At 63.4% G+C, this 17,762-nt stretch carries 20 protein-coding genes and 1 riboswitch; of the genes, 5 read left to right on the top strand and 15 right to left on the bottom strand.

Features of this window, described 5'->3' with window-relative positions:
* Positions 1–23 precede the first annotated feature (23 nt).
* Positions 24–1,127 carry a CaiB/BaiF CoA transferase family protein gene (locus tag C7I56_RS04795; protein ID WP_106639346.1) on the top strand — a complete coding sequence of 368 codons (1,104 nt, stop codon included), beginning with the start codon at positions 24–26 and terminating at the stop codon, positions 1,125–1,127.
* 107 nt (positions 1,128–1,234) lie between these two features.
* Here the strand turns inward: C7I56_RS04795 and C7I56_RS04790 are convergent, their stop codons facing one another.
* Together C7I56_RS04790 and rpmE are read right to left on the bottom strand one after the other, a co-directional pair.
* Complete coding sequence (locus C7I56_RS04790; protein WP_199792318.1) at positions 1,235–1,759, bottom strand: GNAT family N-acetyltransferase; 525 nt, start codon at positions 1,757–1,759, stop codon at positions 1,235–1,237.
* A gap of 15 nt (positions 1,760–1,774) precedes the next feature.
* Positions 1,775–2,005, bottom strand: coding sequence for a 50S ribosomal protein L31 (gene rpmE / locus C7I56_RS04785; RefSeq protein WP_106639345.1), 231 nt, complete (start codon positions 2,003–2,005; stop codon positions 1,775–1,777).
* Positions 2,006–2,103: 98 nt separating this feature from the next.
* Positions 2,104–2,238, top strand: a riboswitch (cobalamin riboswitch).
* 90 nt (positions 2,239–2,328) lie between these two features.
* On the opposite strand from rpmE, the gene C7I56_RS04780 reads away from it, so the two are divergent.
* The 3 genes from C7I56_RS04780 to C7I56_RS04770 are packed head-to-tail and all read left to right on the top strand — an operon-like array spanning position 2,329 to position 4,792.
* The gene (locus C7I56_RS04780; RefSeq protein WP_106639344.1) at positions 2,329–3,126 is read left to right on the top strand and encodes an ABC transporter substrate-binding protein; all 798 of its coding nucleotides are present in this window, start codon (positions 2,329–2,331) and stop codon (positions 3,124–3,126) included.
* On the top strand, positions 3,123–4,088 hold the full coding sequence (locus tag C7I56_RS04775; RefSeq protein WP_106639343.1) for a FecCD family ABC transporter permease: 966 nt from the start codon (positions 3,123–3,125) through the stop codon (positions 4,086–4,088). Before C7I56_RS04780 ends, C7I56_RS04775 begins: the two co-directional genes overlap by 4 nt.
* Complete coding sequence (locus tag C7I56_RS04770) at positions 4,085–4,792, top strand: ABC transporter ATP-binding protein (RefSeq protein WP_106639342.1); 708 nt, start codon at positions 4,085–4,087, stop codon at positions 4,790–4,792. The genes C7I56_RS04775 and C7I56_RS04770 overlap by 4 nt, the downstream gene beginning before the upstream one ends.
* Before the next feature lie 123 nt (positions 4,793–4,915).
* Here the strand turns inward: C7I56_RS04770 and fabZ are convergent, their stop codons facing one another.
* The 11 genes from fabZ to rpsB all read right to left on the bottom strand — a co-directional run bounded on the left by fabZ (position 4,916) and on the right by rpsB (position 15,815).
* Entirely contained in the window at positions 4,916–5,395 is a 480-nt protein-coding gene (fabZ, locus tag C7I56_RS04765; RefSeq protein ID WP_280951945.1) for a 3-hydroxyacyl-ACP dehydratase FabZ, read from the bottom strand.
* Positions 5,392–5,982, bottom strand: coding sequence for an OmpH/Skp family outer membrane protein (locus C7I56_RS04760; protein WP_106639340.1), 591 nt, complete (start codon positions 5,980–5,982; stop codon positions 5,392–5,394). Before C7I56_RS04760 ends, fabZ begins: the two co-directional genes overlap by 4 nt.
* A complete protein-coding gene (gene bamA, locus C7I56_RS04755) occupies positions 5,982–8,624 on the bottom strand; it encodes an outer membrane protein assembly factor BamA (RefSeq protein ID WP_106639339.1) in 2,643 nt (880 codons plus the stop codon). The genes C7I56_RS04760 and bamA overlap by 1 nt, the downstream gene beginning before the upstream one ends.
* 112 nt (positions 8,625–8,736) lie before the next feature.
* The gene (gene rseP / locus C7I56_RS04750; protein WP_106639338.1) at positions 8,737–9,849 is read right to left on the bottom strand and encodes an RIP metalloprotease RseP; all 1,113 of its coding nucleotides are present in this window, start codon (positions 9,847–9,849) and stop codon (positions 8,737–8,739) included.
* Complete coding sequence (locus C7I56_RS04745; RefSeq protein WP_106639337.1) at positions 9,846–11,006, bottom strand: 1-deoxy-D-xylulose-5-phosphate reductoisomerase; 1,161 nt, start codon at positions 11,004–11,006, stop codon at positions 9,846–9,848. The genes rseP and C7I56_RS04745 overlap by 4 nt, the downstream gene beginning before the upstream one ends.
* A complete protein-coding gene (locus C7I56_RS04740) occupies positions 11,006–11,800 on the bottom strand; it encodes a phosphatidate cytidylyltransferase (protein WP_106639336.1) in 795 nt (264 codons plus the stop codon). The genes C7I56_RS04745 and C7I56_RS04740 overlap by 1 nt, the downstream gene beginning before the upstream one ends.
* Positions 11,797–12,543: an isoprenyl transferase gene (locus C7I56_RS04735; protein ID WP_280951944.1), complete on the bottom strand. Its 747-nt coding sequence runs from the start codon at positions 12,541–12,543 to the stop codon at positions 11,797–11,799. The genes C7I56_RS04740 and C7I56_RS04735 overlap by 4 nt, the downstream gene beginning before the upstream one ends.
* Complete coding sequence (gene frr, locus C7I56_RS04730; protein WP_106639335.1) at positions 12,540–13,097, bottom strand: ribosome recycling factor; 558 nt, start codon at positions 13,095–13,097, stop codon at positions 12,540–12,542. The genes C7I56_RS04735 and frr overlap by 4 nt, the downstream gene beginning before the upstream one ends.
* A gap of 10 nt (positions 13,098–13,107) precedes the next feature.
* Positions 13,108–13,824, bottom strand: a complete 717-nt coding sequence (gene pyrH, locus C7I56_RS04725) for a UMP kinase (protein ID WP_106639334.1) — start codon at positions 13,822–13,824, stop codon at positions 13,108–13,110.
* Positions 13,825–13,981: 157 nt separating this feature from the next.
* The gene (tsf, locus tag C7I56_RS04720; RefSeq protein ID WP_425352369.1) at positions 13,982–14,905 is read right to left on the bottom strand and encodes a translation elongation factor Ts; all 924 of its coding nucleotides are present in this window, start codon (positions 14,903–14,905) and stop codon (positions 13,982–13,984) included.
* A gap of 151 nt (positions 14,906–15,056) precedes the next feature.
* Positions 15,057–15,815 carry a 30S ribosomal protein S2 gene (gene rpsB, locus C7I56_RS04715; RefSeq protein ID WP_106639333.1) on the bottom strand — a complete coding sequence of 253 codons (759 nt, stop codon included), beginning with the start codon at positions 15,813–15,815 and terminating at the stop codon, positions 15,057–15,059.
* Positions 15,816–16,039: 224 nt separating this feature from the next.
* Between rpsB and C7I56_RS04710 the strand changes: the two genes are divergently transcribed.
* Positions 16,040–16,258, top strand: coding sequence for a hypothetical protein (locus C7I56_RS04710; RefSeq protein WP_106639332.1), 219 nt, complete (start codon positions 16,040–16,042; stop codon positions 16,256–16,258).
* On the opposite strand, the gene C7I56_RS04705 is transcribed toward C7I56_RS04710, so the two are convergent.
* Together C7I56_RS04705 and C7I56_RS04700 are read right to left on the bottom strand one after the other, a co-directional pair.
* Complete coding sequence (locus tag C7I56_RS04705) at positions 16,227–16,997, bottom strand: CDP-alcohol phosphatidyltransferase family protein (protein WP_106639331.1); 771 nt, start codon at positions 16,995–16,997, stop codon at positions 16,227–16,229. The two genes, C7I56_RS04710 and C7I56_RS04705, sit on opposite strands and share 32 nt — an antisense overlap.
* Positions 16,994–17,734 carry a phosphatidylserine decarboxylase gene (locus C7I56_RS04700; RefSeq protein WP_106639330.1) on the bottom strand — a complete coding sequence of 247 codons (741 nt, stop codon included), beginning with the start codon at positions 17,732–17,734 and terminating at the stop codon, positions 16,994–16,996. The genes C7I56_RS04705 and C7I56_RS04700 overlap by 4 nt, the downstream gene beginning before the upstream one ends.
* Positions 17,735–17,762: the final 28 nt, after the last annotated feature.

Raw genomic sequence — 17,762 nt, 5'->3', positions numbered from 1 at the left:
CTCGCAATGACGAGAGGTGCGTAATGGATAAGCCGCTTCAAGGCCTGAAAGTCCTAGAACTCGCCCGCATTCTCGCCGGGCCGTGGGCGGGCCAGCTCTTGGCGGATCTCGGCGCCGAGGTAGTGAAGGTCGAGCGGCCCGGTAGCGGCGACGATACGCGCGGCTGGGGGCCGCCCTTTGCGGCGGACGGCAGCGCGGCCTATTTCCACGGATGCAACCGGGGAAAGACATCGGTCGCGATTGATCTGGAGACGGAGGATGGCCAGGCCAAGGTCAGGGCGCTGGCAGCCGAGGCAGACATCCTGATCGAGAATTTCAAGGTTGGCGGGCTGGCCAAATACGGCCTTGATTTTGCGAGCCTGGCCAAGGTCAATCCGCGCCTCATCTACTGCTCGATCACCGGCTTCGGGCAGGACGGTCCTTATGCGGCGCGCGCGGGTTATGATTTCATGATCCAGGGCATGGGCGGGATCATGAGCCTGACCGGCGAAGCGGATGGCGAGCCGCAGAAGATCGGCGTTGCCTTCGCGGACATCTTCACCGGCGTCTATGCCGCCAATGCGATCCTTGCCGCCGTGATCGGCCGGGAGAAAACCGGCATGGGCTGTCGTATCGACATGGCTTTGCTTGATACCCAGGTCGCGGTGCTGGGCAATCAGGCGATGAATTATCTGGTGTCGGGGAATGTGCCGCACCGCATGGGCAATGCGCATCCCAATATCGCGCCTTATCAGACCTTTGCCGTGGCGGACGGGCATGTGATCGTGGCCGTCGGCAATGATGGGCAGTTCGCGAAATTGTGCGGGATATTGGGGCTTGCGGCGCTGGCTGAGGATGCGCGGTTCGCGAGCAATGCCGATCGCGTTGGGCATCGCGAGGCATTGGCGGCGGCACTCTCCCCTGCCCTTGCGCTGCGGCGAAAGGACGAGTTGCTGGCGGCGCTGGCCGGTGCCGGGGTGCCCGCCGGGCCGATCAACGATGTCGCGGAGGTTTTTGCCGATCCGCAGGTGATTGCGCGCGGGATGCGGATCGAGGCTGGCGGAGTGCCGGGTGTGGCTTCGCCGATCGTGATCGATGGAAAGCGGCAGGTTTCCGACAAGGGAAGCCCGGGGTTGGGCGGAGACTAGTCTAACCCTTACTAACGTCACCCTGAACTTGTTTCAGGGTCCATGCCTGCGACAGTCTCGCTGGCCATGAGATGGATGCTGAAACAAGTTCAGCATGACGGGTGAGGTTAGCCGCGCGCCGGGCGGCGGAAGAGCAAAATCGGATCGTCGCGGTACATCGCGTCGGAGCGTTCGCTGAAGCCGAGGCGTTCGGCGACGCGGATCGAGGGCGTGTTGGCGGGATCGATGATCGCGACGATATCCTGACCGGGCAGATTTTCATCCGCCCAGGCCGCCGCCGCCGCCGTGGATTCGGCCGCATAACCCTGACCGTGAGTGTGGCAGGCGAACACCCAGCCCATTTCGGGTAGACCTTCGATATTGGGCTGCATATCGCGTTTGAAGTCCGCGAAGCCGACCTGGCCGATCATTTCGCCGGTCGCCTTGAGCTCGACCGCCCAATAGCCGTACCCGAGGAAATCCCAGAGCCCCAGATTGGCGAGGAGTTTGCGCCACGCTTCTTCGCGCGACGCGGTCTTGCCGCCGACATAGCGGACGAATTCGGGATCGGCGAGCATTGCCGCCATGAACGGCAAATCGCCCGGGGCATTGGCCCTGAGGATGAGGCGCGCGGTTTCGAGAACCGGAACCACGCGCCCTCCTTTTTCTTACTTCTTGCTGAGCGAGAGGCCGCCGAAGCGCTTGTTGAAGCGCGCGACCTGGCCGCCCGAATCCAGCATCTTGCCGGTGCCGCCGGTCCATGCCGGATGCGCCGTCGGGTCGATGTCGAGCTGCAGCGTGTCGCCTTCCTTGCCCCAGGTGGAGCGGGTTTCGAACACGGTGCCGTCGGTCATCTGCACCTTGATCATGTGGTAGTCGGGATGGGTATCGGCCTTCATGACTTTTTCCTTAGGAATGGCTGGTTCCGACCAGCCCGTTGGAAGTGGTGCGCGCTCTACAGCCTTGCCCGCGAATTGACAAGCGGCGGCGGCGTGATAGCACCGGCGCCCGTGAAGGTGCCCCGCCATGGAGTGAAAAGGGAAGCCGGTGGATATCCGGCGCTGTGCCCGCAACTGTGAATGCCGCGAAAAGGCGGCAAAGCCAGGAGACCTGCCTTCGCCTTGTCGTCCGCATCGGGCCGGGTCCAGCCTGGATGCGCGGCACTCCCGCAACGGAGTTCCTTCGAGACGGCAGATCGGTGTCGTTGGAGGAAGCGTTGAGGATGCGGGTCAAAGCGGGTTTCGGACTGGCTCTTGTGGCGGCGATGGGAGTGGCCTCCCCCGCCCTGCCCGCGCCGAAGCGGGTTGCTTCGCTCAACCTTTGCACGGACGAGCTGGTCATGGCGCTGGCGGATCCGCGGCAAATTGTGTCCGTGTCATTCCTGTCCCATTACGCCCATGAGACGCCCTATTGGCGGCAGGCGCGGGGCTATGCATCAAACGATGGCAGCCTCCTTTCGGCCATCCGCACCAGGCCCGATCTGGTTTTCACCATGGGCGGCGGCGGGCGCGATACCGAAAGGCTCGCCAAGCGGATCGGCGCGCGGGTCATCACCGTCCCTTATATGATGAGCCTCAACGATCTGAAGGCGGCGATCGGGGCGGTGGCCGGGGCGCTCGAGCGTCCGGGCGCAGGGGCGGCTTTCGTGCGGCGGATCGAGGGACTTGAGCGAACTGCGCCGCGCGTGCCGAAGGATGCGATCTGGCTGAGCGGTAAGGGGCTGTCCCTTCCTGCCGTTGGTCTTGGCGCGGACTGGATGCGGCTGGCGGGCTTGAAGCAACGTGCCTTGCAGGGGGATCGGGTGACGCTGGAGCAATTGCTGGTTCGGCCGCCCTCCGTGCTGCTGCGCAGCGCCTATCGCAGTGCGCAATATTCGGGCGACCAGAGCTGGCTGTCCCACCCCCTCGCCCGGCGCGCGGGCAAGGCGAAGACGCTGGCGACGGACGGGCGGCGCTGGACATGCATGGGGCCGGCTTTGATCCCGGAAATCGAGCGTATTCGCAAGGAGTTGGCGGCATGAGGCGGCGGCTGATCCTGTTGGGGGTTTTGACCCTCGCCCTCTTCCTGCTGTCTTTGGCCTTGCCTTGGGACATCGTGGCGAGCCTGATCGGGGAGGACCGCGGGCTTGCCGGCGCGTTGATCGTGGAGTTGCGGTTGCCGCGCGCGGTGCTCGCTTTGGTATACGGCGGGGTGCTGGCGGCTTCGGGCGCGGCGATCCAGGCTTTGTTCGCCAATCCGCTGGCCTCTCCCGATCTGACCGGGGCGAGCAGCGGTGCGGCATTTGGCGCGGTTGTTACCGCCTATCTGATCGGGCTCTCGACGCCCATTGCCATTTCCTTAGGCGCGGTGGCGGGGGCGCTGGCGGCGCTTGGGGCATTGCTTCTGTTGGCGGGGCCGCGCGCCGAGACGGCGACGGTGCTGCTTGCGGGACTGGCGATCAGCGCGCTGACCGGGGCGCTGACGACCCTCGCGCTGGCGCTCGCCCCCTCCCCCTTCGCTTTTTACGATGCCTATGACTGGCTGATGGGATCGATCGTCGACCGGAGCTTTGCGCAGGCGGCCTTCGCGGCGGTGCCGGGGCTCCTCACCATCGCCCTGCTCGCACGGCTGTCCGGGGCGCTCGATGCGCTGGCGGTGGGTGAAGAGGTTGCGCAATCGCTGGGCCATGACGTCCAGCGCCTGCGGGTTGCGGTGATCAGCCTTGCGGCGCTTGGCGTCGGCGCTTGCGTGGCGGTGTGCGGGGCGGTGGGTTTCGTGGGGCTTGTCGGACCATTTTTCGCGCGCAAACTGGTGGCGGGACATCCGGGGCGGGCGATCCTGCCTTCGGCGCTGATCGGCGGCGCGCTGCTCCTTGGCGCGGACCTGTTCACGCGGCTGGCGCCGATGGGACGGACTTTGCCCTTGGGCGTGGTCACAGCGATCCTGGGCGCCCCATTCTTCCTCGCGCTTGTCCTTCATATGCGCTGGAGGCTGGCGCGATGACGATGATGCTGAGCGCACGCGCCGTGGCGCTGCCGGGCCGGTTGGAACCGGCTGATTTCCAGCTGGGGGCGGGCAAGGTGACGTGCCTGATTGGGCCCAATGGCAGCGGCAAGACGAGCCTTCTCCACGCGCTTGCGCGGATCGGAAAGCCTGCTGGTGCCGTGGAGGTGGAGGGCCGCGATGTCGACCGGTTGGCGCCTGAGCAGCGGGCGCGGACGCTCGCCTATTTGCCGGCATCGCGCGATATCGCCTGGCCGCTATGCGCGCGGGACGTCGTGGCGCTGGGGGCCGCCGGTGCTGTCGGAGACGGACTGAATGCTTTGCTTGCCTCGCTTGGCCTCACCGAATTGGCGGAGCGCCGGATGGATAGGCTGTCCACCGGCGAGCGGGCGCGTGTACTGCTGGCGCGGGCGCTGATTGCCGAGCCTAAGGTGCTGCTGCTCGACGAGCCGACGGCGAACCTCGATCCGCTGTGGAAGATCCGGATGATGGAGCGGCTACGGGACGAAGCGCATGAGGCCGGGCGCGCGGTGCTGATCGCGGTGCACGATTTCGACATGGCTGCGGCTTATGCCGACCGGCTGGTCGTGATGGAGAGAGGCAGGGTGGTCGCGGACGGTGTGCCTAACGAGGTTTTGAGCAGTCCGCACATTCCCGAGGTTTTCGGGGTTCGCCAGTCGGGTGGTGGATGGAGGGAAGCTTAGGCTGGAATCTCAAATATCATTACCGCTAGGGCTGAGCTTGTCGAAGCCCGGTTCAAACCGGACCGTCCTTTGACAGGCTCAGGACTAGCGGTGATGTTTGGTTTGCTAACTCCTACCTTCCGCTTAGGCGGCGGGCGGATCAGCGATCATGGCGGTGAAATTGGCTTCGGCGACGACTTTGCCGTCGACGAGCGCCTTACCCGCGAATTTGCAGACGCTGCTGCGCTTCTGTACGAATTCGACTTCGAGGTTCAAAAGGCAGCCCGGCTCGACCGGATTGCGGAACTTCGCGCCTTCGATCGCCATGAAATAGACGAGCTTGCCAGAGCCCGCGAGGTCGAGCGATTCAACGGCGAGCACGCCTGCGGCCTGCGCCAGCGCCTCGACGATCAGCACGCCCGGCATGATCGGGCGGCCCGGAAAATGGCCGTTGAAGAAATCTTCGTTGATCGTCACCGCCTTCAAGGCCCGGATCGACCGGTCGGGGATAATCTCCTCGACACGGTCGACCAAAAGCATTGGATAACGATGCGGCAACGCCGCCATCACCCGCCGGATATCCAGCGGGCCGACGGCTGCGCGTGCCTCTCCTTCGGTGCTCACCGGCCGGTGGGCTGGGCTTGTGCCGGCTGCTGCTGCGGCAGCGGGGTCACGCTGACCGACGGCAGCTGCTGGTTGAGCTGCGCGAGAACGTCGTTGGTGACGTCGATCGAGGCCGAGGCGGCCAAGGTGTTACCCTTGTCGAGCACGACGGTCGCGTTGCGGCTCTGCATCACGGTGTTGATGATCGGGTTAAGGCGCTGCGTGATCTGCTGCGCGACGTGAGCCTGGGTCGAACGGATATTCTGTTCACCCTGCTGGATTTCCTGGTTCGCCTGGGTCTGGCGGGTCTGGAGCGACTGCGCGCGCTGCTGAAGAGCGGCGTCCGGCTGCTTGCCGTTAAGGGCGGCAACGGCCTGCTGGATCGACTGCGCTTCGGTCTGAAGCGGCTGGCCGAGCGTCTGGGCGCGGGTGCGGAGCGTGTCGAGCTGCGTCTGCAGCTGCGTCTGCGCCGCGCGGCATGCGGTGCATTCGGCAAAGATGCGCTGTGTGTCGACCACGGCGACAACCGCCGGACTGAGGCGCTGCGCCGGAGCGGCGGCGGGAACGATGGCGGCCAGAGCGGCCGCGCCGAGAAGAAGCTTTTTCATCAGAATGCAGTCCCTACGTTGAATGCGAAGAGTTTAGTGTCATCGCCCTTATACTTTACAAGGGCTTTAGCGATATCGATCCTGAACGGACCGAACGGGGAGTTCCAATTGACGCCGAAACCGATCGAGATGCGCGGTTTCCACGTATCTCCAAGGAAGGTTTCCTTGAACGGGCTGACCGACGGCAAGGCCAGAAGCGATGTTCCCGCGGGGCACCCGCTGGCATCGTTCGGGATCGACGTCGGCGTGCCGCCGCCGGTCGGCACGCACTGACGCAGGCCTTCGGAATTGAGGATATTCCGATCCAGGCGCGGATCGCCCGGCCGGTAATCGTTCACAACCGGATCTTCGACGCCGAAGACCGAGCCGATATCGATGAAGGCCGACGGGCGAAGGCCCATTTCGCGCGCCCCTGAACCGAGCGGAATTTCGAGCTCGACACGGCCAAGGTAATAAGCGCGGCCGCCAATCGCGTCGTCGCTGGTCTGATCACGGTCCGTAAGGAGGACAGGATTGCCGTCATCATCCACCCCGCTGTAGCGCTGACGCAGGATGCGCGGGCCGACGCCGCGAATGTCGAAGCCGCGAATTTGCGGTTCGCCGAGGAAGAAGCGGTCGGTGAGGCGCACAGAATCGACGCCCGGCTCGTCCGGCTTTTCGAAGCTGCGAATATAGCCGCCCTCAAGGCTGGCCGAGAGGATGAAGCCGCTGCCGATGCCCCAATATTTAGCGCTGTTGAGGCGCGTACGCAGATAGTGCGTGTCGCCGCCAAGGCCGGCAAAATCCTGGCTGAGGCTGATCCGCTCGCCGCGCGTCGGACGGATGCTGTTGTTGAGCGTGCTATAAGCAAGGGTATAGCCGATAGACGAGGTCAGGCGGTCGCCGATCACGTCGCAGAGATAACGGCCGGCCTGCAAGGGATCACACTCACGGTCGCCGTCGCCATCGAGATCGGAATAGAAGCTGTCGGCAAGGCTCACCTCGTCATAGCTCAGGCCATAGCGGATCGCGCCCTGAAGATATTCGGTGATCGGAAAGCCCAGACGCAGCTGCCCGCCCGTCGTGATATTTTCGTAGGTCGTGTTGCGATTATTGTTGACGAAATTGAAGTTGCGATAGTCGCGGCGGAAGATGTCGCCGCCAACCGCAATGTTGCGATCGAACAGATAGGGTTCGGTGAAGCTCAGTTCCGCCGACTTCGAATAGCTCGAATAATTGACGGCGGCGCGGAGCAACTGGCCCTTGCCCATGAAATTGCGCTGTGTGATCGACAGGTTGACGAGAAAACGCTCAAGGCTGGAGAAGCCGGCCGAGACGTTGAGTTCGCCCGTGGGCTTTTCCTCGACATTGGTGACGAGCACGACGCGGTCGGGCGACGAGCCCGGCTGCTGTTCGATCTCCAGATTTTCCTGGAAATAGCCGAGCGATTGAATGCGGTCGCGCGAACGCTTGACGCGGATCGAATTGAACGGATCGCCTTCCGCGAGACGGAATTCGCGGCGGATCACCTTGTCGCGCGTGATGGTGTTGCCGTTAATGTCGATACGCTCGACATAGACGCGCGGCGCCTGAGCCACCTGGAAGGTGATCGCCATCGTCCTGTCTTCGGCATTGCGTTTGATGTTGGGCTGTACGTCAGCGAAAGCGTAGCCGAAGAGGCCGGCCGTTTCGTTGAGGCTGGTGACAGCGTCCTCGACCTGCTTGGCATTATACCAGTCGCCGCTTTTCATCGGCAAAGTGCGCTGAAGCGCCTCGCCCGAGAAATCGCGGATTTCGCTTTCGACGGCGACGTCACCGAATTTGTAGCGCTCGCCCTCTTCCACCACATAGGTGATGATGAAGTCGCGCTTGTCGGCGGTGAGTTCGGCGACGGCGGACACAACGCGGAAATCGGCATAGCCTTCGGTCAGATAGAATTGACGCAGCTTCTGCTGATCGAACGCGAGACGATCGGGATCGTAGACATCGCTGGAACTGAAGAAACGGAAGAAGCGCGACTGCTTCGTCACCATTTCGGAGCGCAATTCGCCGTCCGTGAACTTGTCATTCCCCAGAATATTGATCTGGCGAATCTTCGAGCGCGGCCCTTCATTGATTTCGAACACGACATCGACGCGATTTTGATCGAGTTGGACGATCTTCGGTTCGACGGTCGCGCCGAAGCGGCCCTGGCGGCGATAGAGTTCGACGATGCGGGCAACGTCGGCGCGCGCCTTGGTCCGCGTAAAGATTTGCCGCGGCGACAGGCGGATTTCCGGGTTGATCTTGTCATCCTTCAGGCGCTTGTTGCCTTCCAGGATGATACGGTTGATCACCGGATTTTCGCGCACTTCGATGGTGATTGCGCCATTGTTGTTGCGGATCTGGGCGTCGGCAAAAAGCTCGGTCGCGTAAAGGGCGCGAAGGGCTTCGTCGCCACGTGCGGCGGAATAAGGCTCGCCCACGCGGAGCGGCATGTAGGAGATCACCGTTTCAGCCTCGAGGCGCTGATTTCCCGTGACCGTGATCGAGCGGATGGTTTCCACCGGCGCGGGCGTCGGCACGACGACCGGAGCCTGCTGCGCAGGCGCGGACGCATTTTGGGCGAGCGCGGGTGCGGTGAGGCCGCCTAACGCCGTTCCAAGCAGAAACATCGTGCACATTTGCCGACGATGAGAAATGGTCTTGATCGCTGTCACGCGTCCCCGCCCTTCATGCAATGCGCCGTCATCCGGCGCGAGATTCCCTGTATTGTCACGCCCTGCCTCAACATCGTCACCCGATCAACCCGCGAAGCTTCGACCACAGCCCAAAAGAGGCCAGATCGTTCGCGGTCACGAACAACATCAGCGTCACCATCATCGCCAGCCCCACGCGAAGGGCATATTCCTGGACACGTTCCGATACCGGACGGCGCCGCACGGCCTCCACAGCGTAAAGGACGAGATAGCCGCCATCCAGCATCGGCACTGGCAACAGGTTGATGAATCCCAGATTAATCGAGATGAGCGCGGCGAAGAGGAGGAAGTTGAGCCACCCGGCCGTCACCTGCTCGCCAGAAATTTGCGCGATCTTGAGCGGGCCGCCCATTTCGCTTGCCGAACGAGCGCCGCTAACGATCTGCTTCAGATAGACAATCATCGAAGAGATGACGTCGCCGGTCTGCACGAAGGCGGCCGTCATGACCTGTGCCGTCCCCGCCTTTTCAAGCACATAAGGGCCCGATATGATGCCGATCGATCCGATCGACTGGCCATATTCGCTGCGGCGTTCCGGCGTTACGTCTATGTTCAGCGTCCGGCCGCCGCGGTCCACCGTCAGCGCGACCGGCTGATCCGGGCGCAGACTGACGATCGCTCGCAATTCGGCGAAGGTTTCGATCGCGCGGTCGTCAATCGCGGTGATGTGATCATGGGGCAAAAGCCCGGCCTCGTCTGCCACGCTGTTTTTGACGACGCCCGCGATGATCGGCGGCGTTGTCGGCAGACCCGTGATCGAGAAGGCACCGATGAAGATGATGATGGCGAGGGCCAAGTTGGTGATCGGGCCCGCCGCGACGATCAGAAAGCGCTGCCAGGGGGGCTTGGTCTCAAAACTGTCCGACCGGTCTTCGCCGGACGTCAATTGCGCGGACACGGCGCTCACCGTCATTTCGCCCTTGAAGCGGACATAGCCTCCGAGCGGGAGCCAACCGATTTTCCAGCGCGTGCCCTTCTTGTCCGTCCATCCGAGGATTTCGCGGCCGAAGCCGATGGAGAAGGTTTCGGCCTTTACGCCGAACCAGCGGCCGAGGAGATAATGGCCCATTTCATGGACGAAAACGAGCGGGCCGATGACGAGAATGAAGCTCAGTATCGTGAGCGGAAGGCCGGGATAGGTTGGCGTCAACGACTATACTCTCTCGCGATGCGCGCCGCTTCCCCTCTTGCGGCTTTATCCACCTCGAACACACCGTCCAGATCGCTGGGTGGCGCGGGATCGAGGGCGTCCATTGTCTCACGGACGATTGTGGCAATATCGAGGAACGCGATGCGATTGTCGAGAAAAGCCGCGACGGCGATTTCATTGGCCGCGTTGAGAATGGCGGGCTTGGCGCCTCCCGCTATCAGGGCTTCGCGTGCCAGGGCCAAGGCCGGGAAGCGATCCGTGTCCGGCGCTTCGAAGCTCAAATTGGCGATTTCGACGAGGTTGAGGCGCTGGCAGGGCGTTTCGATCCGCTCCGGCCAACCGAGCGCATAAGCGATCGGGATGCGCATGTCCGGGGAGCCGAGCTGGGCGAGGACCGAGCCGTCGACATATTCCACCAGCGAATGGATGACCGATTGCGGATGGACGACGACGTCGAATGCCTCTGCCTCCAACGGGAAGAGATGGAAGGCCTCGATCAGCTCCAACCCCTTGTTCATCAGGGTGGCGGAATCGACGGAGATTTTGGCGCCCATCGACCAATTGGGATGCGCGACCGCCTGTTCGGGCGTGACGGACGCCATTTGCTCGCGGCCCCAGGTCCGGAACGGCCCGCCGCTTGCGGTCAGGATGATGCGGCCGACCCTGTCAGCCTGCGCCGGGTCGAAGCACTGGAAGATGGCATTATGTTCGGAATCAACCGGAAGCAGTGTCGCGCCGCTCGCGCGCGCCGCCTGCGTCATGATCGTGCCCGCCGAGACGAGCGACTCCTTATTGGCGAGCGCCACAGTTTTTCCGCCCTGGAGCGCGGCCATCACGGGGCGAAGGCCCGCACAGCCGACGATGGCGGCCATGGTCCAGTCGGCGCCCATGCGCGCGGCCTCGACGACTTCATCCTCACCCGCAGCGGCTTCGATGCCCGTTCCTACGAGATTGGCCTTCAGGGTTTCGAGCTGCCTCTCGTCGGCGACGACGGCGCGTTTGGCACCAACGCGCTTGGCAGCCTGAGCGAGGCCATCGGCGTCGGTGTTGGCGGTGAGCGCGAGCACATCATAGGCGTCGCGATTGCGTTCGATGAGATCGAGGGTCGATGTGCCCACCGATCCCGTCGCGCCGAGGATGGTGACGGTGCGCGGCATCAAAATTTAAACGCAGCCAAAGCGAGCGTGGCGACGGCAACGGGGAGAAGACCGTCGAGGCGGTCCAGCACGCCGCCATGGCCGGGAAGGAGCGAGCCGCTATCCTTCACCCCTGCCCTGCGCTTCAGCCAGCTTTCATAAAGATCGCCAAGCTGGGCGATGAGGCCCATCAGGGCACCTGCGTAGAGGAATATGAGGGGAAGCTTGAACAGGATCGCGACCAGAGCGCCGCACACCCCTGCCCCCAACATGCCGCCAATCAGCCCCGCCCAAGTCTTGTTCGGGCTGACGCGCGGGGCGAGCTTGGGACCGCCGATGGAGCGGCCCGCAAAATATGCGAAGATGTCGGTCGCCCAGGTGACGACCAGCGCCCAGAACACCGCCTGCCAGGACAGCCAATTGAGGAGCAAAAGAGCGAAGGACGGAATGCCGACATAGAGGATACCGCCCGCCAGGGTGACGCGCCGACTTGCGGCGCCGAGGGTAATTGCCAACCCCAGCAGGAGGATCGGCACCCACTCGATCAGCGGCGACAGGCCATCGTCGAGAAGAACGAAAGCGGGTGCGACGAGCAGGAAGGCCCCCACCCCGAGCGAGGCCGCACGGGACCAATGGCGCGCGATGCGGTGCATCTCGCTCCATTCCGCGATCATCACTGCAGCGGCGAGCGCGACCAGGATGCGGAAGGGCCAGCCGCCGAAATAGACGGCGGCGACCGCGACCGCGATCATGACGATCCCCGCCGCGGCGCGGACCGGAAGGTCGGATGCGGGCTTCGCGGCCTTATCCGTCACAAACCACCGTAGCGGCGCTCGCGGCGGGCGAAATCGCTAATGGCGGCGCGGAAAGCATCGCCGTCGAAATCGGGCCAGAGCGTGTCGACGAACAGCATCTCGGCATAGGCCGCCTGCCAGAGCAGGAAGTTGGACAGGCGGCATTCGCCTGAGGTGCGGATGAGAAGATCAAGCGGCGGCAGATCCGCAGTGTAGAGTTCACGGTCGATCGCGGCTTCATCCACGGCGTCGGCGGCAACCTCGCCCTTCGCGATGCGGTCCGCAAGGGTACGCACCACGCGGGTCATTTCGGCGCGCGATCCGTAGTTCAGTGCGACCGCCAAAGTGAGGCGGCTATTGGCGGCCGTCAGCGCCATCGCCTCTTCGAGCATCTTCACAATATCAGCTGGGAAGACTTTGTAATCACCGATAATCTTGATCCGCACACCCTGCTTGTGCAGCGCGCTCAACTCCGCCTTCAGATAAAAGCGGAGCAGGCCCATCAGGTCGTTGATCTCGGTTTCCGGGCGGCGCCAGTTTTCCGAAGAGAAAGCGTAGAGGGTAAGGCATTGAACGCCCGACTCCCCCGCCGCCTTCAGCACCTTGCGGACGGATTCCGCGCCCGCTTTGTGCCCGGCGGCGCGCGGCAAGCCGCGCTTCTTCGCCCAGCGGCCGTTGCCGTCCATGATGATGGCGACGTGGCGCGGAACGGAAGGATCGGCGCCGCCACCCTCCGGCTGCGGCGCGCTCGCCGTGGCGGTCACTGGCTGAGGATTTCCTTTTCCTTAGCGGCAGCGGCGGCGTCAATGTCCTTGATCGTGTCGTCGGTCATCTTCTGGACTTCAGTTTCAAGGCGCTTGCGCTCGTCTTCGCTGATCTCGCCCTTCTTCTCGTCGGTCTTGAGACTGTCCATGCCGTCACGGCGCACGTTGCGGGCGGCGATCTTCGCCTTTTCCGCATATTGGCCGGCGAGCTTGGCAAGTTCCTTGCGGCGTTCCTCGGTCAGGTCCGGGATCGGCAGACGGATATTCTGGCCATCGGTCATCGGATTGAGGCCGAGGCCCGCCGAGCGGATCGCCTTTTCGACCGAACCCACGTTCGAGCGGTCCCAGACCTGAACCGAAAGGAGGCGCGGCTCCGGCGCGGAGACCGTCGCGACCTGGCTGATCGGCATATGGGAGCCGTAAACCTCGACCGTCACCGGATCGAGCAATGTGGTGGACGCGCGGCCGGTGCGGAGACCGCCCAGATCATGCTTCAGCGCCTCGACGGCGCCCGTCATGCGGCGCTGAATGTCCGATTTGTTATAGGCTGGCATCGCTCACTCCTTAGTTCTGGACGATCGTTGCGGTGCCATGTCCATCAAGCACGCTGGCAAGATTGCCCTGCTCGCGGATGTTGAACACGACGATCGGTATATTGTTGTCACGGCAAAGCGCCACGGCGCTGGCGTCCATGACCTTCAGGTCATCAGACAGCACCTGCTGGAAGCTGACGCTGTCGTAGCGCGTGGCGCCCGCCACCTTCTTCGGGTCCGCATCATAGATACCATCGACGCTCGTGCCCTTGAAGAGCGCGTTGCAGCCCATTTCGGCGGCGCGGAGGGCGGCGGCGGTATCGGTGGTGAAATAGGGGTTGCCGGTGCCTGCGGCGAAGATCACCACGCGGCCCTTCTCCATGTGCCGCACGGCGCGGCGGCGGATATAAGGTTCGGAAATGGTCGCCATGGGGATAGCGGACAGAACGCGGGTGTCGACGTCGATATCCTCGAGCGCGTTCTGCATAGCGAGCGCGTTCATGACCGTAGCAAGCATGCCCATATAATCGGCGCTGGTGCGGTCGAATCCCTTGGCCGCTGCGGCGAGGCCCCGGAAGATATTGCCGCCGCCAACAACGATGCAGATTTCATGGCCAGCTTCCCGCGCGGCCTTGATCTCGCCCGCGAGACGCGCGGTGGTGGCGGGATCGATCCCGAATGCCCCCTCGCCCATCAACGCCTCGCCGGAAAGTTTCAGGAGAATGCGGTTGAAGCGCGGGCGCGTCATGGGGCGTGGTGATCCGTTCGCTATTTGTGGGACAAGGTGGCGCGACCTTAGAGAGGTGACGCCACCCTGCCAAGTTGCTTGTGCTCCGACGGATGCCGGAGCCCAACGGCGCAGTATGAGCGATTGGGCCCCGGCTTTCGCCGGGGTACAATCGTGCTTAGCCCTGACCTGCGGCAGCAGCGACTTCGGCTGCGAAGTCCGTTTCCTTCTTCTCGATGCCTTCACCGAGCTGGAAGCGAACATAGTTCTTGAGCGTGATCGCGGCGCCAAGCGCCTTGCCTTCGGCGGCAACCACGTCTTCGATCTTCGTCTTGTTATCCATGACGAAGATCTGGCTCATCAGCGCGTTTTCCTTGCGGAACTTGGCGATGGCGCCGTCGACCATCTTGGCGACGATATCGGCGGGCTTGCCGGATTCGGACGCCTTTTCAGCGGCGATCGCGCGCTCGCGCTCGACCATGTCGACGTCGAGATCGCCACCGTTGAGCGCCAGCGGGTTGGCAGCCGCGATGTGCATGGCAAGCTGCTTGCCGAGCGCCTCGAGCTTCGCCTTGTCGCCGGTCGATTCGAGCGCGACGAGCACGCCGATCTTGCCGAGGCCGGGCGTCACCGCATTGTGAACGTAGGGAACGACGACGCCGTCGGTCACTTCGAGCACGGCTGCGCGGCGGAGCGACTGGTTTTCGCCGATCGTCGCGATGTTGGAGGTCAGCTTTTCCTGGACGGTGCCGCCCGACGGCCAAGCAGCACTGGCGAGCGCGTCGATGTCGTTGCCGGTCGAAAGGACGATCTTCGCGGCTTCACGGACGAATTCCTGGAACTGCTCGTTCTTCGCAACGAAATCGGTTTCCGAATTCACTTCGACGGCGGCGCCCTTCGTGCCCTGAACAGACACGCCGACCAGGCCTTCAGCGGCGGTGCGGCCGGCCTTCTTGGCGGCGGCGGCGAGCCCCTTGGTGCGGAGCCAATCGATAGCGGCTTCCATGTCGCCGTCCACTTCGATGAGCGCCTTCTTGCAGTCCATCATGCCGGCGCCGGTGCGCTCGCGCAGTTCCTTCACGTCGGAGGCGGTGAATGCCATGATTCTGTCCTTCCTTGAAATACACAGACGTTCGGCCTGAGCCTGTCGAAGGCCTGCCTTGCCCTTCTTCAAAAGAAAGACAGGGCCTCGACAGGCTCAGCCCGAACGGTGAGAGTGGGCGCACACATGCGCCCACTCGGAGACTTTTCTATTACGCGTCGGCGAGCGCGGCTTCGGCCGGCGGCTCGTCCATCGCGCCGAGGTCGACACCGCGCTTGGCCTGACCGCCCTGCTTGCCGGCCATCGCCGCATTGGCGATCGCGTCGCAATAAAGGCGGATCGCGCGGCTCGCATCGTCGTTCGCGGGAACCGGGAAAGCGATGCCCTGCGGGCTGACGTTCGAATCGAGGATCGCGACGACGGGGATGCCGAGCGTATTGGCTTCCTTGATCGCCAGCTCTTCCTTATTGGCGTCGATGACGAACATCACGTCCGGAATGCCGCCCATGTCCTTGATGCCGCCGAGGCTCAGTTCGAGCTTGTCGCGCTCACGGGTAAGCTGCAGCACTTCCTTCTTGGTGAGGCCGTGCGTGTCGCCTGAAAGCTGCTCTTCAAGGCTCTTGTAGCGCTTGATCGAGTTCGAAATCGTCTTCCAGTTGGTGAGCATGCCGCCCAGCCAGCGGTGGTTGACGAAATGCTGGCCCGAACGGCGGGCCGCTTCCGCGATCGGATCCTGCGCCTGACGCTTGGTGCCGACGAACAGAACCTTACCGCCGGACGCCGCCGTCTGGCGCACGAAATCGAGCGCGCGGGCGAAGAGCGGAACGGTCTGCGAAAGATCGATGATGTGGACCCCGTTGCGCTCGCCGAAGATGTACGGCTTCATCTTGGGGTTCCAACGGTGGGTCTGGTGGCCGAAATGCGCTCCGGCCTCAAGCAGGTCTTGCATGGAAACGTCGGTCGACGCCATGATATTTTCTCCTTCCGGTTATACCTCTGCGGGGCCGAGAGACTGTTTCCAGCCACCGGTATGATGGTCCCGCATGTGGAATGGGAGCGCGCTTAGACGCGTTTCCTGCACAAATCAAGGGTTGACAGCAAGAACAAATAGGGAACATAAGCCAATCCAGCGAAACGCCGCGGACCGAAAGTGACGGATTTTCGTTGGTCTGTGGATAAATTAGGGGATAAGCTGTGGTTCAGTTCCTTTCCGCTTTGTTCTTCCTTCTCGCCTTTGCAGGCGCCGCCGCCATCATTCAGATGACGGTGCGCGATTATCGCGACGAGATCCTGGCCGCTTTATTGGGTGAAGTGCCGCCGCGCCGCGCGGGCCGTTCCTGGTCCCGCACGCGTTTGAATGCCCGGCCCCGCCCGGTGGTGATCAGCGTGCGGCAGCAGCGCGCTGCCGCTTGACCTTCCGATAGCTCGCAATGCTGAAGGGGATGAGCAAGGCATAGATGATGCTGACGACGCTAAGCGTCGGCCAGGGCGCGGAAACCAGCGCAGCGCCGACGAGGGCGATGACCACGAGGGCGCCGAGCCTCATGCTGCTACGCAGACGCAAGGACGTCCAGGAGAAGGTCGCCAGGTTCGAGATGAGGAGAAAGGCGACAAACGCTGCCCAGGGCGCGACGACATAGACTTCGCGTAATTCCGGAATACCGGTCCACATCCAGAGGATGAGCGGCAGGAGGGCGAGGCCCGCCCCGGCAGGCGCGGGAACGCCGGTGAGGAAGCCCGCCGACTTATGAGGCTGATCCTCGACGTCGATATTGGCGTTGAAGCGCGCGAGACGAAGCGCCGCGCAGACGGCATGGGCGAGCGCGAATATCCAGCCGACCTTCGGCAGATATTGCAGCGACCAGAGATAGATGACGACGGCAGGAGAAACGCCGAATGCGATGACGTCCGAAAGCGAATCGAGTTCAGCGCCGAAGCGGCTCTGCCCTTTAAGCGCCCGCGCGATGCGGCCGTCCATTCCGTCCAATATGCCTGCGAAGACGATGGCCGCGACCGCCTGCTCCCATTGCCCCGCAATGGCGAAGCGCACACCGGTCAGGCCGAAGCAAAGCGCCAGGGCCGTGATGGCGTTGGGGATGAGGGCGCGAAGCGGGATGCCCCGACGCGGCGTGTCGCGGACCGGCGCCTTCACTGGCTGACACCCTCCGCGGCGACATTTTCGCCAAGCTTCGCGACGATCGTCTCGCCCGCGATCATGCGCTGGCCAAGGACGACCTTGGGCGCTGTGCCCTGAGGCAGATAGACATCGACGCGGCTACCGAAGCGGATCAGGCCGACGCGCTGGCCGACGGTCACAATGTCGCCGGGCTTTACCCAAGGCACGATGCGGCGGGCGACGAGCCCGGCAATCTGCGTGAAACCGATCCGGGTGCCGTCCTGCGCCTCGACCAATATGTGCTGGCGCTCATTATCCTCGCTCGCTTTGTCGAGATCGGCGTTGAGGAATTTGCCCGGAATATAGGCGACCTTGCGGATCATCCCCGCGATGGGCGCGCGATTGATGTGAACGTCGAACACGCTCATGAAGATCGAGACGCGGATGAAGGTGTCGGTTTCGCCGAGGCCGTCTGCACCAATCAGCTCGCGCGGTGCGGGCACGTCGGCGATCATCGTCACCATGCCATCGGCCGGAGAGACAATGAGCCCCTCCCCCTTCGGCGTCGTGCGGATGGGATCGCGGAAAAAGGCGCAGACCCAGAGCGTCAAGCCGACCGAGATCCAGCCAAGCCAATCCCAGTCCAGGACCCAGAAGAAGAGAAGTGCGATGGCGCCCGCAATGACGGCGAATTTGCGGCCTTCGGGATGCACGCTCGGCATGCGGTAGCGGACGGTTGTGGTGCCGATTTCCGGCTTTTCGAGAGAAGTCATGCCTGTCCCTTACGCAGAGTTCGGCGGC

The sequence above is a fragment of the Allosphingosinicella vermicomposti genome, from assembly GCF_003012815.1.
Taxonomy (GTDB): domain Bacteria; phylum Pseudomonadota; class Alphaproteobacteria; order Sphingomonadales; family Sphingomonadaceae; genus Allosphingosinicella; species Allosphingosinicella vermicomposti.
The sequence above is the reverse complement of the archived record's forward strand: the minus strand, read 5'-3'. Positions and strand labels throughout refer to the sequence as shown.

Excerpts from the sequence above, each read along its gene's own strand:
- C7I56_RS04795 (WP_106639346.1), top strand. The coding sequence starts at position 24 with ATGGATAAGCCGCTTCAAGGCCTGAAAGTCCTAGAACTCGCCCGCATT.
- rpmE (WP_106639345.1), bottom strand. The coding sequence starts at position 2,005 with ATGAAGGCCGATACCCATCCCGACTACCACATGATCAAGGTGCAGATG.
- C7I56_RS04780 (WP_106639344.1), top strand. The coding sequence starts at position 2,329 with ATGCGGGTCAAAGCGGGTTTCGGACTGGCTCTTGTGGCGGCGATGGGA.
- C7I56_RS04775 (WP_106639343.1), top strand. The coding sequence starts at position 3,123 with ATGAGGCGGCGGCTGATCCTGTTGGGGGTTTTGACCCTCGCCCTCTTC.
- C7I56_RS04770 (WP_106639342.1), top strand. The coding sequence starts at position 4,085 with ATGACGATGATGCTGAGCGCACGCGCCGTGGCGCTGCCGGGCCGGTTG.
- C7I56_RS04760 (WP_106639340.1), bottom strand. The coding sequence starts at position 5,982 with ATGAAAAAGCTTCTTCTCGGCGCGGCCGCTCTGGCCGCCATCGTTCCC.
- bamA (WP_106639339.1), bottom strand. The coding sequence starts at position 8,624 with ATGTGCACGATGTTTCTGCTTGGAACGGCGTTAGGCGGCCTCACCGCA.
- C7I56_RS04745 (WP_106639337.1), bottom strand. The coding sequence starts at position 11,006 with ATGCCGCGCACCGTCACCATCCTCGGCGCGACGGGATCGGTGGGCACA.
- frr (WP_106639335.1), bottom strand. The coding sequence starts at position 13,097 with ATGCCAGCCTATAACAAATCGGACATTCAGCGCCGCATGACGGGCGCC.
- pyrH (WP_106639334.1), bottom strand. The coding sequence starts at position 13,824 with ATGACGCGCCCGCGCTTCAACCGCATTCTCCTGAAACTTTCCGGCGAG.
- tsf (WP_425352369.1), bottom strand. The coding sequence starts at position 14,905 with ATGGCATTCACCGCCTCCGACGTGAAGGAACTGCGCGAGCGCACCGGC.
- rpsB (WP_106639333.1), bottom strand. The coding sequence starts at position 15,815 with ATGGCGTCGACCGACGTTTCCATGCAAGACCTGCTTGAGGCCGGAGCG.
- C7I56_RS04700 (WP_106639330.1), bottom strand. The coding sequence starts at position 17,734 with ATGACTTCTCTCGAAAAGCCGGAAATCGGCACCACAACCGTCCGCTAC.